Annotated in this window: 21 protein-coding genes; 14 read left to right on the forward strand and 7 right to left on the reverse strand. The window is 61.5% G+C overall.

Annotation, left to right across the window (positions count from 1 at the left end; translation table 11 throughout):
* Nucleotides 1–501 precede the first annotated feature (501 nt).
* The 6 genes from antA to BMW74_RS22990 all read left to right on the forward strand — a co-directional run bounded on the left by antA (nucleotide 502) and on the right by BMW74_RS22990 (nucleotide 7,032).
* On the forward strand, nucleotides 502–1,890 hold the full coding sequence (gene antA / locus BMW74_RS22965; RefSeq protein ID WP_093426420.1) for an anthranilate 1,2-dioxygenase large subunit: 1,389 nt from the start codon (nucleotides 502–504) through the stop codon (nucleotides 1,888–1,890).
* A gap of 2 nt (nucleotides 1,891–1,892) precedes the next feature.
* On the forward strand, nucleotides 1,893–2,384 hold the full coding sequence (gene antB / locus BMW74_RS22970; protein WP_093426421.1) for an anthranilate 1,2-dioxygenase small subunit: 492 nt from the start codon (nucleotides 1,893–1,895) through the stop codon (nucleotides 2,382–2,384).
* A 140-nt stretch (nucleotides 2,385–2,524) separates the two neighbouring features.
* Nucleotides 2,525–3,532 carry an anthranilate 1,2-dioxygenase electron transfer component AntC gene (antC, locus tag BMW74_RS22975; protein ID WP_093426422.1) on the forward strand — a complete coding sequence of 336 codons (1,008 nt, stop codon included), beginning with the start codon at nucleotides 2,525–2,527 and terminating at the stop codon, nucleotides 3,530–3,532.
* A gap of 74 nt (nucleotides 3,533–3,606) precedes the next feature.
* Complete coding sequence (locus BMW74_RS22980; protein ID WP_093426423.1) at nucleotides 3,607–5,010, forward strand: amino acid permease; 1,404 nt, start codon at nucleotides 3,607–3,609, stop codon at nucleotides 5,008–5,010.
* 203 nt (nucleotides 5,011–5,213) lie between these two features.
* The gene (locus BMW74_RS22985) at nucleotides 5,214–6,008 is read left to right on the forward strand and encodes a lipopolysaccharide biosynthesis protein (RefSeq protein WP_093426424.1); all 795 of its coding nucleotides are present in this window, start codon (nucleotides 5,214–5,216) and stop codon (nucleotides 6,006–6,008) included.
* Between the two features lie 58 nt (nucleotides 6,009–6,066).
* Nucleotides 6,067–7,032: a WaaS/CpsH family glycosyltransferase gene (locus BMW74_RS22990; protein ID WP_093426425.1), complete on the forward strand. Its 966-nt coding sequence runs from the start codon at nucleotides 6,067–6,069 to the stop codon at nucleotides 7,030–7,032.
* Nucleotides 7,033–7,073: 41 nt separating this feature from the next.
* Here the strand turns inward: BMW74_RS22990 and kynA are convergent, their stop codons facing one another.
* Nucleotides 7,074–7,943: a tryptophan 2,3-dioxygenase gene (gene kynA, locus BMW74_RS22995; RefSeq protein ID WP_093426426.1), complete on the reverse strand. Its 870-nt coding sequence runs from the start codon at nucleotides 7,941–7,943 to the stop codon at nucleotides 7,074–7,076.
* Nucleotides 7,940–8,605 (reverse strand): arylformamidase, encoded by a 666-nt coding sequence (gene kynB, locus BMW74_RS23000; RefSeq protein ID WP_093426427.1) that lies wholly within the window; start codon nucleotides 8,603–8,605, stop codon nucleotides 7,940–7,942. The genes kynA and kynB overlap by 4 nt, the downstream gene beginning before the upstream one ends.
* 221 nt (nucleotides 8,606–8,826) lie before the next feature.
* Here kynB and BMW74_RS23005 point away from each other — a divergent pair, with 221 nt between their 5' ends.
* From BMW74_RS23005 to BMW74_RS23015, 3 genes are all read left to right on the forward strand, one after another.
* A complete protein-coding gene (locus tag BMW74_RS23005; protein ID WP_093426428.1) occupies nucleotides 8,827–9,402 on the forward strand; it encodes an NAD(P)H-dependent oxidoreductase in 576 nt (191 codons plus the stop codon).
* A 56-nt stretch (nucleotides 9,403–9,458) separates the two neighbouring features.
* Nucleotides 9,459–9,830 carry a MerR family transcriptional regulator gene (locus BMW74_RS23010; RefSeq protein WP_093426429.1) on the forward strand — a complete coding sequence of 124 codons (372 nt, stop codon included), beginning with the start codon at nucleotides 9,459–9,461 and terminating at the stop codon, nucleotides 9,828–9,830.
* Nucleotides 9,831–9,934: 104 nt separating this feature from the next.
* Nucleotides 9,935–10,279 carry a cupin domain-containing protein gene (locus tag BMW74_RS23015; protein ID WP_093426430.1) on the forward strand — a complete coding sequence of 115 codons (345 nt, stop codon included), beginning with the start codon at nucleotides 9,935–9,937 and terminating at the stop codon, nucleotides 10,277–10,279.
* Nucleotides 10,280–10,359: 80 nt separating this feature from the next.
* Here BMW74_RS23015 and mmsB read toward each other — a convergent pair whose 3' ends face one another.
* Both mmsB and BMW74_RS23025 read right to left on the reverse strand, forming a co-directional pair.
* Nucleotides 10,360–11,247, reverse strand: a complete 888-nt coding sequence (gene mmsB / locus BMW74_RS23020) for a 3-hydroxyisobutyrate dehydrogenase (RefSeq protein ID WP_093426431.1) — start codon at nucleotides 11,245–11,247, stop codon at nucleotides 10,360–10,362.
* A gap of 10 nt (nucleotides 11,248–11,257) precedes the next feature.
* Nucleotides 11,258–12,784 carry a CoA-acylating methylmalonate-semialdehyde dehydrogenase gene (locus tag BMW74_RS23025; protein ID WP_093426432.1) on the reverse strand — a complete coding sequence of 509 codons (1,527 nt, stop codon included), beginning with the start codon at nucleotides 12,782–12,784 and terminating at the stop codon, nucleotides 11,258–11,260.
* A gap of 125 nt (nucleotides 12,785–12,909) precedes the next feature.
* Between BMW74_RS23025 and BMW74_RS23030 the strand changes: the two genes are divergently transcribed.
* The 5 genes from BMW74_RS23030 (at nucleotide 12,910) to arsH (ending at nucleotide 16,871) form a co-directional block, all read left to right on the forward strand.
* Complete coding sequence (locus tag BMW74_RS23030) at nucleotides 12,910–13,857, forward strand: LysR family transcriptional regulator (protein WP_093426433.1); 948 nt, start codon at nucleotides 12,910–12,912, stop codon at nucleotides 13,855–13,857.
* A 153-nt stretch (nucleotides 13,858–14,010) separates the two neighbouring features.
* Nucleotides 14,011–14,358, forward strand: coding sequence for a metalloregulator ArsR/SmtB family transcription factor (locus BMW74_RS23035; protein ID WP_093426434.1), 348 nt, complete (start codon nucleotides 14,011–14,013; stop codon nucleotides 14,356–14,358).
* Between the two features lie 23 nt (nucleotides 14,359–14,381).
* Complete coding sequence (locus BMW74_RS23040) at nucleotides 14,382–15,665, forward strand: arsenic transporter (RefSeq protein WP_093426435.1); 1,284 nt, start codon at nucleotides 14,382–14,384, stop codon at nucleotides 15,663–15,665.
* Between the two features lie 28 nt (nucleotides 15,666–15,693).
* A complete protein-coding gene (locus tag BMW74_RS23045) occupies nucleotides 15,694–16,164 on the forward strand; it encodes an arsenate reductase ArsC (protein WP_093426436.1) in 471 nt (156 codons plus the stop codon).
* Nucleotides 16,165–16,175: 11 nt separating this feature from the next.
* Nucleotides 16,176–16,871, forward strand: a complete 696-nt coding sequence (gene arsH, locus BMW74_RS23050) for an arsenical resistance protein ArsH (RefSeq protein ID WP_093426437.1) — start codon at nucleotides 16,176–16,178, stop codon at nucleotides 16,869–16,871.
* A gap of 13 nt (nucleotides 16,872–16,884) precedes the next feature.
* On the opposite strand, the gene BMW74_RS23055 is transcribed toward arsH, so the two are convergent.
* From BMW74_RS23055 to BMW74_RS23065, 3 genes are read right to left on the reverse strand one after another with little or no spacing between them, the layout of a single operon-like run.
* Complete coding sequence (locus tag BMW74_RS23055) at nucleotides 16,885–17,337, reverse strand: outer membrane lipoprotein YfiB (protein ID WP_093426444.1); 453 nt, start codon at nucleotides 17,335–17,337, stop codon at nucleotides 16,885–16,887.
* Nucleotides 17,338–17,392: 55 nt separating this feature from the next.
* Nucleotides 17,393–18,661, reverse strand: coding sequence for a diguanylate cyclase DgcN/YfiN (locus tag BMW74_RS23060; RefSeq protein WP_093426438.1), 1,269 nt, complete (start codon nucleotides 18,659–18,661; stop codon nucleotides 17,393–17,395).
* Nucleotides 18,658–19,233 (reverse strand): regulatory sequestration protein YfiR, encoded by a 576-nt coding sequence (locus BMW74_RS23065; protein ID WP_093426439.1) that lies wholly within the window; start codon nucleotides 19,231–19,233, stop codon nucleotides 18,658–18,660. The genes BMW74_RS23060 and BMW74_RS23065 overlap by 4 nt, the downstream gene beginning before the upstream one ends.
* Between the last annotated feature and the right edge of the window lie 364 nt (nucleotides 19,234–19,597).

Here is a 19,597-nt window from a genome sequence, read left to right on the forward strand (position 1 = left end):
GACGGCGCACCTTTGGTGAGAAACGAGCAATTTCCAGACCAGCCCACCCGCCCCCCACTGAAGGGATAACAATCGCCCACTAAGTGGATAAGGCGCACTGAATAGCGCTCGACGCAAGGTCCAGACAGTAGCGCACTGGCGCCAATTGGGGCAGCCGTTCATCACCGCGTGCACGACAGTGAGTCATCGCTGCACAGACCGACGCTCAAGTGTTACCCCGGTTTGTGGCAGCGAGGGCATCCGCCAGTGATTGGTTGGCTGTCAGGCCGCCTTCGCGAGCGGGCTCGCTCCCACAATGGATCGAAGTCCATCCGCCAGAGCCAGGCCGGCCGGAAGGCCGCCTTCGCCGGCAAGCCGGTCTCGCTCCCACGGATTCAGGTGAATCCGAAGACCCCCATACTTAGCGGATGGCCTTCGCCGACTAAGCGGATAGACCCTCACCCACCCCAGTCTCTCTAATGGCGCATACCGATTGGCCTGAATAAAAATAGGGGCACACCCATGAATGGCGAAAAAAACGTCGAACAGTGGAAAACATTCATCGAAGGCTGCCTGGACTTTCGTCCGGCCGAAGGCGTGTTCCGCATTGCTCGGGACATGTTCACCGAACCCCAGCTGTTCGACCTGGAGATGGAACTGATCTTCGAGAAGAACTGGATCTACGCCTGCCACGAAAGCGAACTGGCCAACAACCACGACTTCGTCACCATGCGCGCCGGACGCCAGCCGATGATCATCACCCGCGACGGTGACGGCCAACTCAATGCCCTGATCAACGCCTGCCAGCACCGCGGCACCACCCTGACCCGGGTCGGCAAGGGCAACCAGTCGACGTTCACCTGCCCGTTCCACGCCTGGTGCTACAAAAGCGACGGGCGCCTGGTCAAGGTCAAGGCCCCCGGCGAATACCCCGAAGGCTTCGACAAGGCCACTCGCGGCCTGAAAAAAGCGCGTATCGAGAGCTACAAAGGGTTTGTGTTCATCAGCCTGGACGTGAACGGCAGCAACAGCCTGCAAGACTTCCTCGGCGACGCCAAAGTGTTCTTCGACATGATGGTCGCCCAGTCGCCCACCGGCGAGCTGGAAGTGCTGCCGGGCAAGTCGGCCTACACCTACGAGGGCAACTGGAAGCTACAGAACGAGAACGGCCTGGATGGCTACCACGTCAGCACGGTCCACTATAACTACGTGGCCACGGTGCAACATCGCCAGCAGGTCAACAGCGAAAACGGCACCGCCAGCGGCACCACCCTGGACTACAGCAAGCTCGGCGCGGGCGACGCCAACACCGATGACGGCTGGTTCGCCTTCAACAACGGTCACAGCGTGCTGTTCAGCGACATGCCCAACCCGACCGTGCGCTCCGGCTACGCGACCATCATGCCGCGCCTGATCGACGAATACGGCCAGCAGAAGGCCGAGTGGATGATGCATCGCCTGCGCAACCTGAACGTCTACCCGAGCCTGTTCTTCCTCGATCAAATCAGTTCGCAGTTGCGCATCATCCGTCCGGTGGCCTGGAACAAGACCGAAATCATCAGCCAGTGCCTGGGGGTCAAGAACGAGTCGGATGCCGATCGCGAGAACCGCATCCGCCAGTTCGAAGACTTCTTCAACGTCTCCGGCCTCGGCACCCCGGACGACCTGGTGGAGTTCCGTGAAGCCCAGCGTGGTTTCCAGGCCCGCCTGGAACGCTGGAGCGATATCTCCCGAGGCAGCCACCGCTGGGAAACCGGGGCCACGCCCAACAGCGAGGCCATCGGCATCGCACCGGCCATGACCGGCACCGAATTCACCCACGAGGGGCTGTACGTCAACCAGCACGCCAACTGGCAGAAGTTCTTGCTCGATGGCCTGGACGCCCAATCCCTGAAGCTGCGTGAGGTGTGAGCATGAATGCGCAATTGCAGTACCAGATCGAACAATTCTTCTACCGCAAGTCCGAGCTGTGCGACGCCAAGGAATGGGACGCCTACCTGGCGCTGTTCGATCCGCTGAGTGAGTTCCACTTGCCGCAATGGGACTCCGAGCACGTCTACACCCGCGACCCCAAGCGCGAGATGTCGCTGATCTACTACAGCAACCGCTCGGGCCTGGAGGACCGCGTGTTCCGCCTGCGCACCGGCAAGGCGGCCTCGGCCACGCCGATGCCGCGCACCCTGCACCTGATCAACAACGTGCGCATCAGCGAGTTGCCCGACGGTGAACTGGAGGTCCGCTTGAACTGGCACACGTTGTTCTTCCGCCTGGCCGCCTCGGAGCAGTTCTATGGCTCCGCGACCTATCGCCTCAAGCCCCATGGCGACCGCTGGCTGATCATGCGCAAACACGTGTTGCTGCTCAACGACCACATCAACTCGGTGCTCGACTTCTACCACCTCTAGTCGGCCGCACACCGCCCGCCTCTGTGGGAGCGAGCCTGCTCGCGAATGACGGCGTGGCTGACCCGCGCTTTCGCGAACTGGCGCGCGCCCACACGTACCGTGGCGTTCACCTTTCAACCTACCTACACGCAGAGGTGCGAATGAATCACAAAGTGGCGTTCAGCTTTGCCGACGGCAAGACCCTGTTCTTTCCCGTGCAGGCCAACGAAATACTGCTCGATGCCGCGCTGCGCAACGGCATCAACATACCGCTAGATTGCCGCGAAGGGGTCTGCGGCACCTGCCAGGGCCGTTGTGAGTCCGGCGACTACAGCCAGGACTACGTCGACGAGGAAGCCCTCTCCAGCCTCGATCTGGCGCAGCGCAAGATGCTCACCTGCCAGACCCGGGTGACGTCTGATGCCACGTTTTACTTCGATTTTGCGTCGAGCCTGTGCAACGCCGCCAAGCCGGCGCAGCGCCTGGGCAAGGTCTGCGAAGTACAGCCGGTCTCCGACAGCACGGCGATTGTGTACCTGCAACTGGACCAGCCCCTGGACTTCCTGCCGGGGCAATACGCCCGCCTGTCGATTCCAGGGACCGCGCACCAACGCTCCTATTCCTTCGCCAACCGGCCGGGGAATCGCTTGCAGTTCTTGATCCGCCTGCTGCCGGATGGGGTGATGAGCAACTACGTGCGCGAGCGCTGCCAAGTGGGTGATGAGCTGTTGCTGGAAGCCCCGCTGGGCGCGTTCTACCTGCGCCAGGTCGCCCGGCCGCTGGTGCTGGTGGCGGGCGGCACCGGGCTGTCGGCGCTGCTGGGTATGCTCGATGAACTCGTCGCACGCGGCTGCGAGCAGCCGGTGCATCTGTACTACGGCGTGCGCAGTGCCGCGGATTTGTGCGAAGCCGAGCGGATCAAGGCGTATGCCGAAACACTCCCGGGCTTTCGCTACACCGAGGTGCTCAGCGATCCTTCGCCACAGTGGACGGGCAAGCGGGGCTACCTTACCGACCATTTCGAGGTGGCCGAATTGCGGGACACAACGGCGGATATGTACGTGTGCGGTCCGCCGCCGATGGTCGAATCCATCAAGCAATGGCGGCAGGATCAAGGGCTTGAGTGCGTTCAGTTGTATTACGAAAAGTTCACCGAGAGTAATATCTGATCCCTCAGCGGTGAGGGGCTGATTCTGCGTGTGTGCGATCAACCCTGACAACAACAAGTAAAAAGGGAATCTGTATGGCGGATGACATGGTTAACCCGGTAGGCCTCAAGCGAGGTCTGAAGAACCGGCATATTCAACTGATTGCCTTGGGTGGGGCGATTGGCACGGGCCTGTTCCTGGGCTCGGCCGGCGTGCTCAAGTCGGCAGGACCATCGATGATCCTGGGCTATGCGATCGCCGGGTTCATCGCGTTCCTGATCATGCGCCAACTGGGCGAGATGATCGTTGAAGAACCGGTGGCGGGCTCCTTCAGCCACTTCGCCCACAAATACTGGGGCAGCTACACCGGCTTCCTGGCGGGCTGGAACTACTGGGTGCTGTATGTGCTGGTGGGCATGGCCGAGCTAACGGCGGTCGGCAAGTACATTCAGTTCTGGTGGCCGGAGATTCCGACCTGGGCCAGCGCGGTGGTGTTCTTTGTCCTGGTCAACCTGATCAACACGCTGAACGTGAAGTTCTTCGGCGAGACCGAATTCTGGTTCGCGATCATCAAGGTCGTGGCAATCATTGGCATGATCGTGCTCGGTTGCTACCTGCTGTTCACCGGCACCGGCGGCCCGCAAGCCTCGGTGAGCAACCTGTGGAGCCATGGCGGGTTCTTCCCCAATGGCGGCACGGGGCTGCTGATGGCCATGGCCTTCATCATGTTCTCCTTCGGTGGCCTGGAGCTGGTGGGCATCACTGCCGCCGAGGCCAGCGAACCCCGCAAAGTGATCCCCAAGGCGATCAACCAGGTGGTGTACCGGATCCTGATCTTCTACGTCGGCGCCCTGGCCGTGCTGCTGTCGCTGTACCCATGGGACCAATTGCTGGTCACCCTGGGCGCGTCCGGCGATGCCTACAGCGGCAGCCCGTTCGTGCAGATCTTCTCCCTGATCGGCAACGACACGGCCGCGCACATCCTCAACTTCGTGGTCCTGACCGCCGCGTTGTCGGTGTACAACAGCGGTGTGTACTGCAACAGCCGCATGCTGTTCGGCCTGGCGGAACAAGGCGACGCCCCCAAGGCGCTGCTCAAGCTCAACAAGCAAGGCGTGCCACTGCGGGCCCTGGGGATTTCCGCGCTGGTCACGCTGTTGTGCGTGGTGATCAACTACGTGGCCCCGCATAACGCGCTGGAGCTGTTGTTCGCGCTGGTGGTGGCGTCCTTGATGATCAACTGGGCACTGATCAGCCTGACCCACATCAAGTTCCGCAAGGCCATGGCCGAACAAGGCCACGTGCCGTCGTTCAAGGCCTTCTGGTTCCCGTTCAGCAACTACCTGTGCCTGGCCTTCATGCTGATGATCATCTGCGTGATGCTGGCGATCCCGGGCGTGCGGGCATCGGTGTATGCGATACCGGTGTGGGTGGGGATTCTCTACGTCTTCTACCGGATACGAATGAACAAGGCCAACGCGGTGGCTGCCGCGCGGTAATCGTTCAAGACGCGATAAAAAGCCCCGGAATTCAATGAATACCGGGGCTTTTTTTGTCAGCAACGTACACATAACGACTAAATCGACATATTTGAGAAACGTCCTCTAGACGTGGCACCATAACCCCTCCTCAAATGGACCGTCCTAGACACCTATTCATTCGTACTCAAGCAAGCAAAGCTAAACCAAGAGACACATTTCATATGACGCGCACCGCTGAACACACTGGACACTGCCACGCCGAGTGTCATGTCCCACATGATTTTGAAGACTGCCGAAACGTTGAGACCGGCGCCGTCTTCATTATCGCTTCCGGTGCGTCGGCAAAAGACTTCCCGATCGAGCAGTTCGCCCACATTCCCATGATTACCATGAATGGCGCGATCTCGATGTTTCGCGAGTCGGGGATAAAACCCTACTTCTACACCTGTACCGACACTGGGTTTTCCAGGCAACAACCCGAGTTGTTCGAGTTGGCCATGCGCCTGAGTCAACGCGTGGCCCTGTGGGAGGATCACGCCCAGTCCCAGTCATCGCCCAAGGGCAAGCTGTACGTTATCGCCAAGGCGACCGCCAAGCCGGGCTGGAGAGAGTACCTGCCAGGAAACAAGACCGGGCTGATTCGCCGCGCAAAGTTTGGGAGCCGAAATAAAACCATCGGTTTCAGCAAGAACCTGAAGAACGGTTTTTTTGATGCGCGTACCGTTGCGTACCTGGCCCTGCAAATCGCCTATCACTTGGGCTTTACCAAGGTGTATCTAGTCGGTGTCGACCTCAATCAAAACGCGGGGCGGTTTTATGAGCGCAACGGAGAGTCCAACTCGCCGTGCGGACTGGATGACTACTTCGAGTCCAGAATACTGCCGTCACTGAGCCTGATGTCAAAAGAAGTCATGGGCAAAGACTTCTCGGTCTACAACTTGTCGACCACCTCAAGAATCCCCGACACGCTGATACCGCGCATCACACTCGCCGAAGTCACCGCGACGTTATGCTGATCTCGCGTCACCCACTACTTGACTACCGTACCTACCGCTTGGGCACTAAGAAGACCGGATGAAATACTTTTTTATTGGCTGGACGGCTCAGTACGAAAAAACCATGATCGCCAACTTGGCACGGCGGCACGACGTTAGCACCATTACCGTCCCCAACTTCGCCAAGCGCTTGAATCGCTACCTCATTTCAATCAACAAGCGACTCAAGCGCCGCTCCATTGGTAATCAATGGCTCGCCTCGCGCATCCTGGCAGCACACAAAGAATCCAGTGACGACATCCTGATCTGTAATGAAGGCCAAAGTGGCCGTGGCCTGAACCCCAGCATCATTCAACAGTTCAAGGGGAAAAAAGTCCTGTTGGTCAGGGACTTGGTCGATGCCAATTACGTACGCAATGCCCTGCTCACGTTCGACAACGTGTATAGCTTCGATAAAGCGCAATGCGAAGAGTTCGGCATGCAATACATGGATCAATTCTTCCCCTATGGGATTGATGATGCCAAACGCCTGTGCAGCACAACCCGCGCACCTGGGGTTACGCCCACCTGCTTTTTTCTGGGGCGCGATAAAGGCCGGGTCCGCGCCATAGAATCAATGGCACAACAACTACAGCGCCAGGGTTGTATCGCCGACTTTCATATCGCCAAAGACTACAGTTCAACCGGCACGTCCGACTATTACATCGACGACATCCTGCCTTATGAGGAAAACATTAAGCGTTCGCTTCAAGCGGACATCCTGGTCGATATCAATCAAGAGGGGCAGTCCGGGATTACCCTGCGGGTATTGGAGTCAATCTTCTTTAACAAGAAGCTGATCACCGCCAATCAAACGGTCAACTCGTTGAACCTGTTCCGGCCGGAGAACATCTTCATCGTCCGTGACGACACACTGCACGGTTTGCAGGATTTCATCGCCACCCCCGTCCGCCCAATTCCCGAAGCGATACTTCACCACTACAGTCCAGACCACATGCTGGAACAAATCACCGCCGACATGTTCCCCTCCTCCCCCAAGCCTTAAGGCTTACACCGAGGAGGCACGCCAGCGGTGATCGCGCGGGATCAGAGCGTCGAACGCACCCGCCACAACTCCGGGAACAACACGGTGTCGAGCATCTTGCGCAGGTAGCCCACGCCTTCAGTGCCGCCGGTGCCGGGCTGGAAGCCGATGATGCGCTCCACCGTGGTGACATGGCGGAAGCGCCATTGGCGGAACGAGTCTTCCAGGTCGATGAACTTCTCGGCCAACTGATACAGGTCCCAGTACTGCGAAGGGTTCTGGTAGACCACGCGCCAGGCGGCTTCCACTGAAGGATCGTGGGCGGTGGGCTGGGTCGGGTCGCAGCTCAGGCGCTGCGGGTCGATCTCAAGCCCGGCACTGACCATCAGCCGGATCGCTTCGTCGTACAGCGATGGCGTGGCCAGCGACAGTTGCAGCTCGGCCAGCAACTCCGGGCGATGGGCGTGGGGACGCAACAGGGTCGCGCTCTTGTTGCCGAGAATGAACTCGATCTCACGGTACTGGAACGACTGGAAGCCCGACGACTGCCCGAGGAACGGACGAATCGCGTGGTACTCGGTGGGCGTCATCGTGGCCAGCACGGTCCAGGCCGTCACCAACTGATCGAAGATCCGCGAGACCCGCGCCAGCATCTTGAACGCCGGCGGCAACTCACCCAGGCGCACGTGCTCCCGAGCGGCCTTGAGTTCGTGCAGCATCAGCTTCATCCACAGCTCGGAGGTCTGGTGCTGGATGATGAACAGCATCTCGTTATGGTCCGGCGACAGTGGGTGCTGGGCGCTGAGAATCCGTCCCAGGTCCAGGTAATCGCCGTAACTCATGGAGTCGGAGAAATTCAGCTCGGCGTTATGCCACTCATCGGTTGGGGTGCTCGGCGGCTGATTGCTCGCCGAATAGGGACATTGGCTCATCGAGCAGACTCCAAAGGAAAAGGGGCAGGCAGCGGACGCAGGATTGCCCGCACGGGGCTCGCATCCAGGTGGGCAAAGCGCAGTGGCAGCGCGATCAACTCGTAGTCGCCCTCGGCTACGTCGTCGAGCACGATGCCTTCGAGGATAGCCATGCCGTGCCGGGCCACCGCGTTATGGGCATCCATGGTCTTGGATTGCTGGGGGTCCAGGGACGGCGTGTCGATCCCAATCAGGCGCACGCCAAGACGGGCCAGCAACTCGACGGTGTCCTTGGCCACGGCAGTGAAGACCGGGTCCCAGGTCGTCAGCGGCGCCTGGCGATAGGTGCGCAACAAGACCCGCTCGGGCAGGTTGGCAAGGCGCCCTTCAAGCTGTTCGGGGCGGACCAGGGCGCCACTGTCCAGGCAATGCAGTACGCGGCACGTGCCCATGTAGACGTCCAGCGACACCTCGCCAATCGGCGCGCCGTCAGGGCTGTAATGCAGCGGGGCGTCGACGTGGGCGCCCGTATGGGGTGACAGGGTGATGCGCCCAACATTGACCGGGCACTCCGGCCCGAAGGTCCACACGCGTTCTTCCTGGAACGGCGTATCACCGGGCCAGGTCGGGGTTGCGGTGCTCAAGGGTGGGCTGATGTCCCACCAGGACGGCGTACTTTTCATTGTAGGAATCTCGGCTTGCTCACAGGTGAATGATACGAGCGAACCATCTGAACTTTCTTGCAAAAATCTTCGGCCAACGCCAAATGTTTCGCACTTACTGCTAAGAAACCGGCATTTGACGCGGAGAAATTTCACCGCCGGGGCCGTGTATCCAACCGCCGCTTGACTCTCCCCCATGGGGCGGACTTTATCCTCGGGTTTTCAGCCCCAGGAATACGCCCATGAGCAAACGAATAGTCGTGATCCTCGGCCACCCCTCGACCACCAGCTTTTGCGCGGCGCTTGCCGAGCGCTACGTGCAAACGGCCCGGAATGCCGGGCATGAGGTGCGTGAACTGCGCCTGGGCGCCCTGGACTTCGACCCGATCCTGCGCGAGGGCTATCGACAGGTTCAGCCGCTGGAGGCCGACCTGCTCCAGGCCCAGGCCGATATCACCTGGGCCGAGCACCTGACGTTGATCTATCCCATCTGGTGGGGCGCGATTCCGGCGTTGCTCAAGGGCTTTTTCGACCGCGTGCTGCTGCCCGGATTCGCCTTCAAGTACCGGCCCGGCAAGGCCTTCCCCGAAAAACTATTGCGCGGGCGCAGCGCCGACCTGCTGGTGACCATGGACACCCCGCCCTGGTATTACCGCTGGGTCTATCGCATGCCCGGCCTGCACCAGGTGCGCCGCACGACCCTGGCGTTTTGCGGGATCAAACCGCGCCACACCCTGACCTTCGGTCCGGTGCTGGGCTCGACCGATGGGCAACGCGAGGCGTGGCTGATGAAAGTCCAGGCTATCGCTCAAGGCTAAGTCTCAGGGATAATCGCCAGTGCCATCAGATAGGCATCACGAAAAAGGGACTTTTCATGTACATCGGTAAAGCTGCGCAGTTGTCGGGCACCACCATCAAGAGCATCCGTCACTACGAGGACATCGGCCTCTTGCCACCCGCGCAGCGCCAGGGCAAATACCGCATCTATGATCAGCACAGCATCGAGCTGTTGAGCTTTATCAAATGCGCCCAGCAACTGGGCTTCAAGCTCAAGGAAATGCAGGTGATGTTCGACGCCCGCCGTGGCCAGGCGGTGCCGTGGAACCTGGCGCACCAGGCGATCATCGATAAGAAGACCCAACTGGCGGATACCATCGCCCACCTGACCCGCCAGCACGAACAACTGAGCGAACTGCAGGCCAATCTGCTGCAAGCGCAGAACCATTGCCCACTGGGGCAAATCTGAGGCCCTGTGCGCTTCTGGATAGCTGGGGGTCGAGCACAGACAACTGACACCCCACCGGGCGCTATAGGGTGCGGCTTCAGTCCTGCCTAACGTTCGGAGTCAGCATGTCTACCCCCATTACCGTACTGCGCGATACCCATCCTCTGCCCGTGCTCGATGCCTGCAAGTGGGAAAAGCTCGAAGGCGACCCACACACCGTCAACCTCAACGCCTACACCAGCGAGGATGGCAGCAAGATCATGGGCACCTGGATCTGCACGCCGGGCAAGTGGCGGGTCGAGTACGTGAAGTGGGAGTACTGCCATTTCCAGGAAGGCTACTGCGTGATCACCCCGGACGGCCTGGCGCCGATTCATCTGCGGGCGGGGGATATCTTCGTCGTGGAACCGGGAATGACCGGCACCTGGGAAGTGGTGGAGACCGTGCGCAAGTACTTCGTGTTTGCCTGAGCGCCGCCACCGCACGCTGTGGCGAGCAAGCTCGCTCGCCACAGATGCCCTCTCAATGCCTAAACGCAAGCATGGTGCCCTTACTGCGGCTTGCGATAGCTGTTGATGATGGCCGAGAAATCCTGGCCGCCTTCGCCGCGCTGGCTCATCGCCTGGTACAACTGCTGGGCCACCGCGCCGAGTACCACCGGCTGGTGGGCCTGGCGCGCCGCTTCGGTGGCCAGGCCCAGGTCCTTGAGCATCAGCTCGGCGCCAAAACCGCCGGTGTAGCCCCGCGAGGCGGGGGCCGTTTCGACGACACCCGGCCACGGGTTGTACAGCTCCGAACTCCAGCAACGCCCCGTCGAGCTGTTGATGATGCCCGCCAGCACGCGGGTATCGATCCCCAGGGCATCGCCCAGGGCCATGGCTTCGCTGGTGCCGACCATGGAGATGGCCAGCAGCAGGTTGTTGCAGATCTTGGCGATTTGCCCGGTCCCGACCGGACCGCAGTGCACGATGTTGCGGCCCATCTGCGCCAGCACCGGTTGCAGGGTGGCGAACAGTTCCGGTGGCGCGCCGACCATGAAGGTCAGGGTCCCCGCCGCCGCGCCGCCGGTGCCGCCGGAGACCGGCGCATCGGCCATGCTCACGCCCTGCTTTTCGGCAGCGGCAGCCACGTCACGGGCGGTCTGCGGGTCGATGGTGCTGCAATCCACTGCCGGCACGCCCTTGCCGATCCCCGCCAGCACGCCGTCTTCACCCAGCCAGACGCTGCGCACATGCACGGCCGCCGGCAACATGGTGATCACCAGCTCCGCGCCCTGCGCCGCTTCGCGGGCCGAGGCGCTGATGTGCCCACCCAATTGCGCCAGCTCGGCCAGCACGGCCTGGTTGAGGTCCACCAGGTTCAACGCGTGCCCAGCCTTGATCAGGTTGCGCGCCATCGGTGCGCCCATGTTGCCCAGGCCGATAAATGCGATTTTCATGTCGGTTTCCTCAACGCAGGTTGATGGTGGTGTTCACACCGTCGTTGACGCTGTCATCGTCGAACCAGCGGCTGGTGACGGTTTTGGTCTGAGTGTAGAACTGCACCACTTGCTTGCCATACGGGCCGAGGTCGCCGAGCTTGGAGCCACGCGAACCGGTGAAGCTGAAGAACGGCACCGGCACCGGGATCGGGATGTTGATGCCGACCTGGCCGACGTCGATTTCGCTCTGGAACTTGCGTGCCGCCGCGCCGCTCTGGGTGAACAGGCCGGTGCCGTTGCCGAACGGGTTGGCGTTGACCAGCGCAATGGCCTGGTCGAGGGTATCGACTTCCAGCACCACCAGCACCGGGCCGAAGATTTCCTGGGTGTAGATCTGCATCTGGGTGGTCACGCCGGAGAACAGGGTCGGGCCGACGAAGTTGCCTTGCTCGAAGCCCGGGACGCTGATCTGGCGACCGTCCAGCTCCAGCGTGGCGCCTTCCTTGATGCCGCTTTCGATCAGGTCGAGGATCCGCGCCTTGGCGCGCTTGGAGATCACCGGCCCGACATCGGTGCCGGGCTCGCTGCCGGCGTTGACCTTGAGCTTTTGCGCCAGCGCCTTGAGGTCCGGCAGCCATTGCTTGGCCGCGCCCACCAGCACCACCACCGAGGTGGCCATGCAGCGCTGGCCAGCGGCACCAAACCCGGCGCCGACCAGGGCGTTGAGGGTTTGCTCGCGGTTGGCATCGGGCAGCACCACTGCATGGTTCTTGGCGCCCATCATCGATTGCACGCGCTTGCCGTGCTGGCCGGCCAGGTCATAGACGTGGGTGCCGACAGCGGTCGAACCGACGAACGACACGGCCTTGATGTCCTTGTGGGTGCACAGCGCGTCGACCACCTCCTTGCCACCGTGGACCACGTTGAGCACGCCCGCCGGGACGCCCGCCTCGATCGCCAGCTCCACCAGCATCATGGTCGACAGCGGGTCCTGCTCCGAGGGCTTGAGCACGAAGGTGTTGCCGCAGGCGATGGCCATCGGGAACATCCACAGCGGGATCATCGCCGGGAAGTTGAACGGAGTAATACCGGCGCACACACCGATCGGCTGGCGCAGGGTGTAGGTGTCGACGCCACCGGCGACGTTCTCGGCGAACTCGCCCATTTGCAGGGTGCCGATGGAGCAGGCGTGTTCGACCACTTCCAGGCCGCGGAAGATGTCGCCTTCCGCGTCGGCGATGGTCTTGCCCTGCTCGGCGCTCAGGACCACGGCGATGCGCTTGGAGTGCTCGCGAATCAACGCCTGGAGCTTGAGCATGATGCGCATCCGCGCGCCAATCGGCGTCAGCTTCCAGGTCTGGAAGGCGCGATGGGCGGCATCGATGGCGGCAGCCACTTCGCCCTGGGTGGCAAACGGCACCTTGGCCAGGACTTGCTGGGTCGCTGGGTTGACGATGTCGTGCCACTCGGCGGTCTTGGACTCGACCCACTCGCCATTGATCAGCAGCTTGACCTTTTGCACGGTGGTTTCGTTGGGCGTAAGCGATGCGTTCATGGGGGTCTCCGGCGCTTATTGTTATGGGGGGAGCCAAGGCGAGCAGCGTGCCTTGGTGATTGAACTGTTTTTGGAGTATAGATGTGCAAACTTCTAATAAGAACGCACATAAAAGCCGGTCCAACATGCAAAAAAACATCACATCGCTGGGCTCCCTGAACTGGGACGACCTGAAGTTTTTCCTGGAAGTGGCCCGTACCCGCAAGGCCAGCACGGCGGCCAAGCGCCTGGCCGTGGATTACACCACCGTGTCGCGGCGCATCAGCTCGCTGGAGGGCGCGCTGGGCACGTTGCTGTTCGAGAAGTCGCGGACCAACGGCTTCGTCCTGACCGCCGAAGGCCAGCGTTTGCTGGGGTACGCCGAGTCGATTGAAAGCACCTTGCACATGGCGTGCGAGCAGGTGTCGGGGTCGGGCGTGGCGCTCTCGGGTCATGTGCGGATGGGCTGCACCGAGGGCTTCGGCAGCTTTTTCATCACCCCGCAACTCAGCCACTTCGTCGATGCCTATCCGGCAATCTCGGTGGACATCCTGCCGCTGCCGCACTTCATCAGCCTGTCCAAGCGCGAGGCCGACATCGTCATCGCCCTGGAACGCCCGGAACACGGCCCCTACGTGTGCTGCAAGCTGTGCGACTACCGCTTGCAGCTGTACGCGACCCAGGATTACCTCGATCAACACCCGCCGATCCGCCAGCCGGCAGACCTGGCGCGCCATCAATTCATCAGTTACGTCGACGACCTGGCGTTCAGCTCCGAGTTGCTGTACCTGGCCAACGTACTGCCCGGCGCCAGCGCCAACCTGCGCAGCACCAGCGTGATCGCACAGTTCGTCGCGGCGCAGCAAGGACGTTCGCTGGCAATCCTGCCGTGCTTCCTGGCGGCCCAGGACCCACGGTTGCTGCCGGTACTGGCGCAAGAGGTCACTATCACGCGGCAGTTCTGGATGTACTGCCGCGAAGACCTGCGCAAGCTCAAGCGGATCACCCTGTTGTGGGATTACATCAGGGAAGTTACCGAGCTGAATCAAGGGTTGTTGATGGGTGAGACACGGGAGCTTCGGTTTGTAGACTGAGGTGTGGCCTTCAACATAACCTTCTCCCCCCCTTGCCTGCGCCGAATCGGTGCGCAGTTCGCGGGGTGCCTCTTGGGTTTTTTACCTGTTTGGCTTGCCCGGCACATATGGATAGCCGTATATTCGGATAACTATATATCCAGAGCCACTTCCATGCTCAATCCCGCCGCCGTCTTCAAATGCCTGTCCGATGAAACTCGCGTACGGGCCACCCTGCTCATCACCCGCGAAGGCGAGTTATGTGTGTGTGAACTGGTCTGTGCCTTGGACGACAGTCAGCCCAAGGTCTCTCGCCACCTCGCACAGTTACGCGGGTGCGGCCTGCTGCTCGACCGGCGCCAGGGACAATGGGTGTACTACCGGCTCAACCCTGACCTGCCAACGTGGGTGCGCGACGTGCTTGAGACAACCTTGATCGCCAACGCCGATTGGCTGGATGAAAACAGCACTCGACTCAACGCCATGGGCGACCGCCCGCTCAACACCGCCGCCTGCTGCTGAACCAGCACCTATCGAGACTTCACATGCTGAGCGCGCTCGCTATTTTTCTATTCACCATGGTGCTGGTCATCTGGCAACCCAAGGGCTTGGGTGTTGGCTGGAGTGCCTCGTTGGGGGCTGTTCTGGCGCTGATTGCCGGTGTCGTGACGGTGGGCGATATCCCCCTGGTATGGGCGATTGTCTGGAATGCCACGACGACATTCATTGCGCTGATCATCATTAGTTTGTTGCTTGATGAGGCGGGTTTCTTCCAATGGGCCGCGTTGCATGTGGCGCGCTGGGCCAAGGGCGATGGCCGTCGCCTGTTCGCCTTCACGGTACTGCTGGGGGCGGCCGTTTCCGCCCTGTTTGCCAACGATGGGGCGGCGCTGATTCTGACGCCCATCGTTATCTCAATCCTGCTCGCACTGCGGTTTTCACCCGCCTCTACCTTGGCGTTTGTCATGGCGGCCGGCTTTATTGCCGACACCGCGAGCCTACCGCTGGTGGTGTCGAATCTCGTCAACATCGTATCGGCTGACTACTTTGGCCTGGGCTTCAGCCAGTACGCCTCGATCATGGTGCCGGTCAACCTGGTGGCCGTGAGCGCAACGCTCGTTGTGCTGTACGGGTTTTTTCGTCGCGATATACCACGCCGCTACTCGCTGGATGATCTGCAGGAGCCACGACAGGCCGTGCGCGATCCGTTGACCTTTCGTGTGGGCTGGATCGTTCTGGGGTTGTTGTTGATCGGACTGTTTGCACTGGAGCCGCTGGGTATTCCGATCAGTGCCATTGCGGCGGCCTGTGCCGCGTTGCTGTTCGCGGTCGCGGCGCGCGGGCACATCATTTCAACCCGACGGGTACTGCGTGAAGCCCCTTGGCAGGTGGTGATGTTCTCGCTGGGCATGTACCTGGTGGTGTACGGGCTGAAAAACGCCGGACTGACCACCTACCTGACGATGGCCCTGAATCACCTGGCTGAATTCGGCATCTGGGGCGCCGCGCTGGGGACTGGCCTGCTCACCGCCTTGCTCGCATCGGGGATGAACAACATGCCTACGGTACTGATCGGGGCACTATCGATTCAGGCCAGTGATGCCACGGGGGTGGTGCGCGAGGCCATGATCTACGCCAACATTATCGGTTCTGATCTGGGTCCGAAAATCACCCCTATCGGCAGTTTGGCCACCCTGCTTTGGCTGCATGTCCTGGCGCGCAAAGGCATTCGTATCACCTGGGGTTACTACTTCAAGGTGGGCGTGGTGCTCACGCTGCCGATTCTGTTCATCACCCTGTCCGCCCTGGCCTTGCGCCTGAGCGTTTAAACCTGTTCGTCTGGCCAGTGGAGTCCCCATGCGCGTTTTGTTTATGTGTACCGCCAATAGCTGTCGCAGCATCTTGTCCGAAGCCCTGTTCAACCATCTCGCACCGGAAGGCTTCCAGGCAATCAGTGCCGGCAGTTTCCCCAAGGGACAGGTGCTGCCGCGCACCCTGACCACCCTGCAAGCGGCTGGCATTGCCATCGACGGGTTAAGTAGCAAAGGCAACGACTCTTTTGACAGCAGCCCACCGGACATTGTCATTACCGTCTGCGATAAGGCGGCCAATGAGACCTGTCCCGTGTACTTCGGGCCGGCACTGAAGGCGCATTGGGGGCTGGAAGATCCGTCGGAGGTGACGGGTGACGAAGCGACGGTAGCGGCGGCGTTCCACGCCACCCTGGCGCACACTGAAACGCGCTGCCGAGCATTCCTGGCCCTGCCGTTCTCGCAACTGGATCGCGATGCGCTAGCGCGAGAACTCGAACGTATCAGCACCCTCTAACTGGAGCCCTCATGAGCCATTCACTGCCCAATCTCGACACCACACTCACCCTGCCCACCACCCAGGGCAATGAGGCTCCGCACAAGCCACGAATCCTGTTGTTGTACGGTTCCACTCGCACCCGCTCGTTCAGTCGCCTGCTGGTCGAGGAAGCCGCCCGCCTGCTCGAACACTTCGGTGCCGAGACGCGGATCTTCAACCCGTCCGGCCTGCCGCTACCGGATGACGCACCGAACGATCACCCGAAAGTTCAGGAGCTGCTCGAACTGATGCAGTGGTCTGAAGGACAGGTGTGGTGTTCGCCGGAGCGCCACGGTGCCATGACTGCCGTGTTCAAGGCGCAAATGGACTGGGTGCCGCTGGCATTGGGGGCGGTGCGCCCGACGCAAGGGAAAACCCTGGCCGTCATGCAAGTCAGCGGCGGCTCCCAGTCCTTTAATGTGGTGAATCAGCTTCGCGTGCTGGGCCGCTGGATGCGCATGTTCACGATCCCCAATCAATCTTCCGTGCCCAAGGCTTATCTGGAGTTCGATGACGCCAACCGCATGAAACCCTCCCCGCTGTACGACCGGGTGGTAGACGTCATGGAAGAGCTGGTGAAGTTCACGCTGCTGCTACGCGACCGCCCGGATCTGGTTGACCGCTACTCGGAACGTAAAGAGTCCGCCGAAGAGCTGACCCAACGCATGAACCAGCGGTCGATCTGAGGCGCTTTGCCGATTAGTCCGCGCTGACCACAATCGCCACCCGGCGATTTTCGGTGCGTCCGCCTGCGGTCTTGTTCGACGCCACGGGGGCGCTGCTGCCCAGGCCGCGAAACTGGATGTTCGCTTCAGGCATGCCGACGCTGGCCAGCACGTCACGCACACTTTCGGCACGCTGCAGGGACAGTTGCTGGTTGTAGGTTTCCTTGCCCGAGGCATCGGTGTGGCCGTCGATGCGCACGCGGTCGATCCCCGCGCCAAGCAGCGCCTTGCCAATGCGCGAGACGATTTCGCTGCTCTGCGTGTTGAGGGTTTTGACGTCACTGCCAAACAACACCTTGCCCGACAACCCAAACGCCCAGCCCTCGTCGGTCAGCTCGAAACCTTGCTGCTTGAGCACGGCGATCTGCGCGGCGGTCAGACCCTTTTGCGGGGCGGTCTGGCAGCCGGTCAGGGCCAGCATGGCCATGAATAGGCTCAGGGCGAGAAAACGAAGGGAACGCTGGGTCAGTGAGAACAAGGGGTTAGCTCCTGGTTTGAACGTTGGCGGCGAAGTGCTCCGACTGCGCCGTGTATTGCCCGCCTCGGGAGAGGCGCTTGGCTTGGTACATCGCGGCATCGGCGGCGTTGAGCAGGGCTCCTGGGGTGGCGCCATGGTCCGGATAAATCGCGATGCCGATACTGAGTGAGGTCAACACGTGGGTGTTGTCCGGCAGTTTCACCGGCAACGCCATACTGCTGATGATCTTGCCGGCAATGCGCTCGGCGTCTTCGACCTTGTGCAGCGACGACAGCAGCACGGCGAACTCATCGCCGCCCAGACGCGCCACCAGATCCTCTTCGCGCAACTGCGCACGAACCCGTGTCGCCACGGCGACCAATACCGCATCGCCTGCGGCGTGGCCGTAGCTGTCGTTGATCTCCTTGAACCGGTCGCTGTCCAGAAACAGCACCGCTACCCGCTCGCGGTGCTTGCTGGCGTTGCGCAAGGCGCGGATCAAGCGGCCTTCGAAGAACCCGCGATTCGGCAGGCCGGTCAGGCTGTCGTGGCTGGCCTGGTGCGCCAGGTTTTCATTTTCGCTGCGCAGGTGGGTCTGCCAGGACGCCAGTTCGTCGAGCAGGGCATTGAAGTCGTTGCCCAGGTTGTCCAGCTCGGCGATCCGCGCAGGCGGCACGCGCCGGTCGAATGCCCGCTCGCTGCGGGCGGCGTGGGCCACTTCGGCCAGGCGGCTCAACGGACCGGTGATGCCTTGCAACTGGCGCCGGGCCAAGTACAAGGCCAGCCAGGCACTCAGGGCGGTGCACAGGATGATCCCGGCCAACCCGCTGAGCAGGAACCGCATCAGGCTGGCACCATGCCCGGTGAGCAGGACGCTGCCGATGATCTGGTCCTGATGCAGGATCGGCAGGTTGATGGGCTTTTCCAGGAAGGTGCGGGCCAGTTGCATTTCCAACTGGGTCACCAGGCCGGTTTCCGGGCGCTGCCATTGCGCCAACAGGTGGCCCTGGTCATCGAACACCCGGGCGTCGGCCACTTCTTCGGTGGAGGCGATCATCTCCAACGCCTCGGTCGCGGCAGTCTGGTCGTTGAAGACCACGGCCGCTTCCACGGTGTAACTGATGGAGCGTGCAATCAACTGCAGGTTGTGATCGGCGTATACCCGCAACGCCAACACGCCCAGCAGGGTCAGGGACACGCTGGCCATGGTCACGGCCACCAGGGCGACCACCAGGTTGCCACGGCCGATCACCGAACGCAGGGTCAGACGCTTACCGGGCCTGAGCAGGCTCATGGGTGCACCGCCTTGCGGCGAGAGAGTTGCAGGACGCTGGGGTGAATCCGCACGCCGCTGCGGGCGACCGAGTCGAGGTTGACCTCGAACGCCACGTGGTTGTCGCTGACCCGCAGACAGAACAGGCTGCCCACCGTGCACGGATCGTCCGCTTCGCTGATGCTCAGCACCGGACGCCCGATCAGTGAGGCAAATAACCCGCTGCGCTCATCGGCGGTCAGCTTGCCGATGTAGACCGCATCGCACTCACTGGCAATCGCCGGATGGTTGGCCAGCAGGCGCCGCACCCGCACGGGACGGCCGGTGGCTTGGGTGGTGCCCTTGACCAAGTCGTCGGTGTACTCGGTAGGGCCGATCACGCACAGGCGCAACTGCGCGGGTTCTAACGGCCAGCGGGCGTAACTGAGGATGCCCAGCACCACTTGCGTGACCGCCTTGGCGCGCTGCTCGGCCATGCTTACGGAGGCCTCGGGCTGCGCGGATACGGGCAGGTTCACCAAACAGAGCAGGCTGAGCAGCAACAGTCGCTTGTAGCCAACCAGGCGCCCTGTCATCCAGACAGCCAGCTTCATGCAGAGGTCTCTTTGAATACATCAAAATGATGCCGCAACGATAGCACAGCGGCGAAATGGCAGCGAGGTCAGGCGGGGTATCCTATCGCGACAAATCAGCAGACAAGCCGGTCAGATTTCCTGTGGGAGCGAGCCTGCTCGCGAAGGGGTCAGGTCAGTCACATCATCATTGACTGTCACCACGTTTTCGCGAGCAAGCCCGCTCCCACCCTGGTCCACGGCGAACACACATCCGGGGAGCAGCTCAATTCCTTGTAGGAGCGAGGCTTGCCCGCGAAGGCGGTAAGCCTGGCGACATCGATGCTGAATGGGCTGGCCGGTTCGCGGGCAAGCCTCGCTCCTACGGGCTCAACCCAGATTCCTG

Source organism: Pseudomonas sp. ok272 (genome assembly GCF_900109995.1).
Classification (GTDB): domain Bacteria; phylum Pseudomonadota; class Gammaproteobacteria; order Pseudomonadales; family Pseudomonadaceae; genus Aquipseudomonas.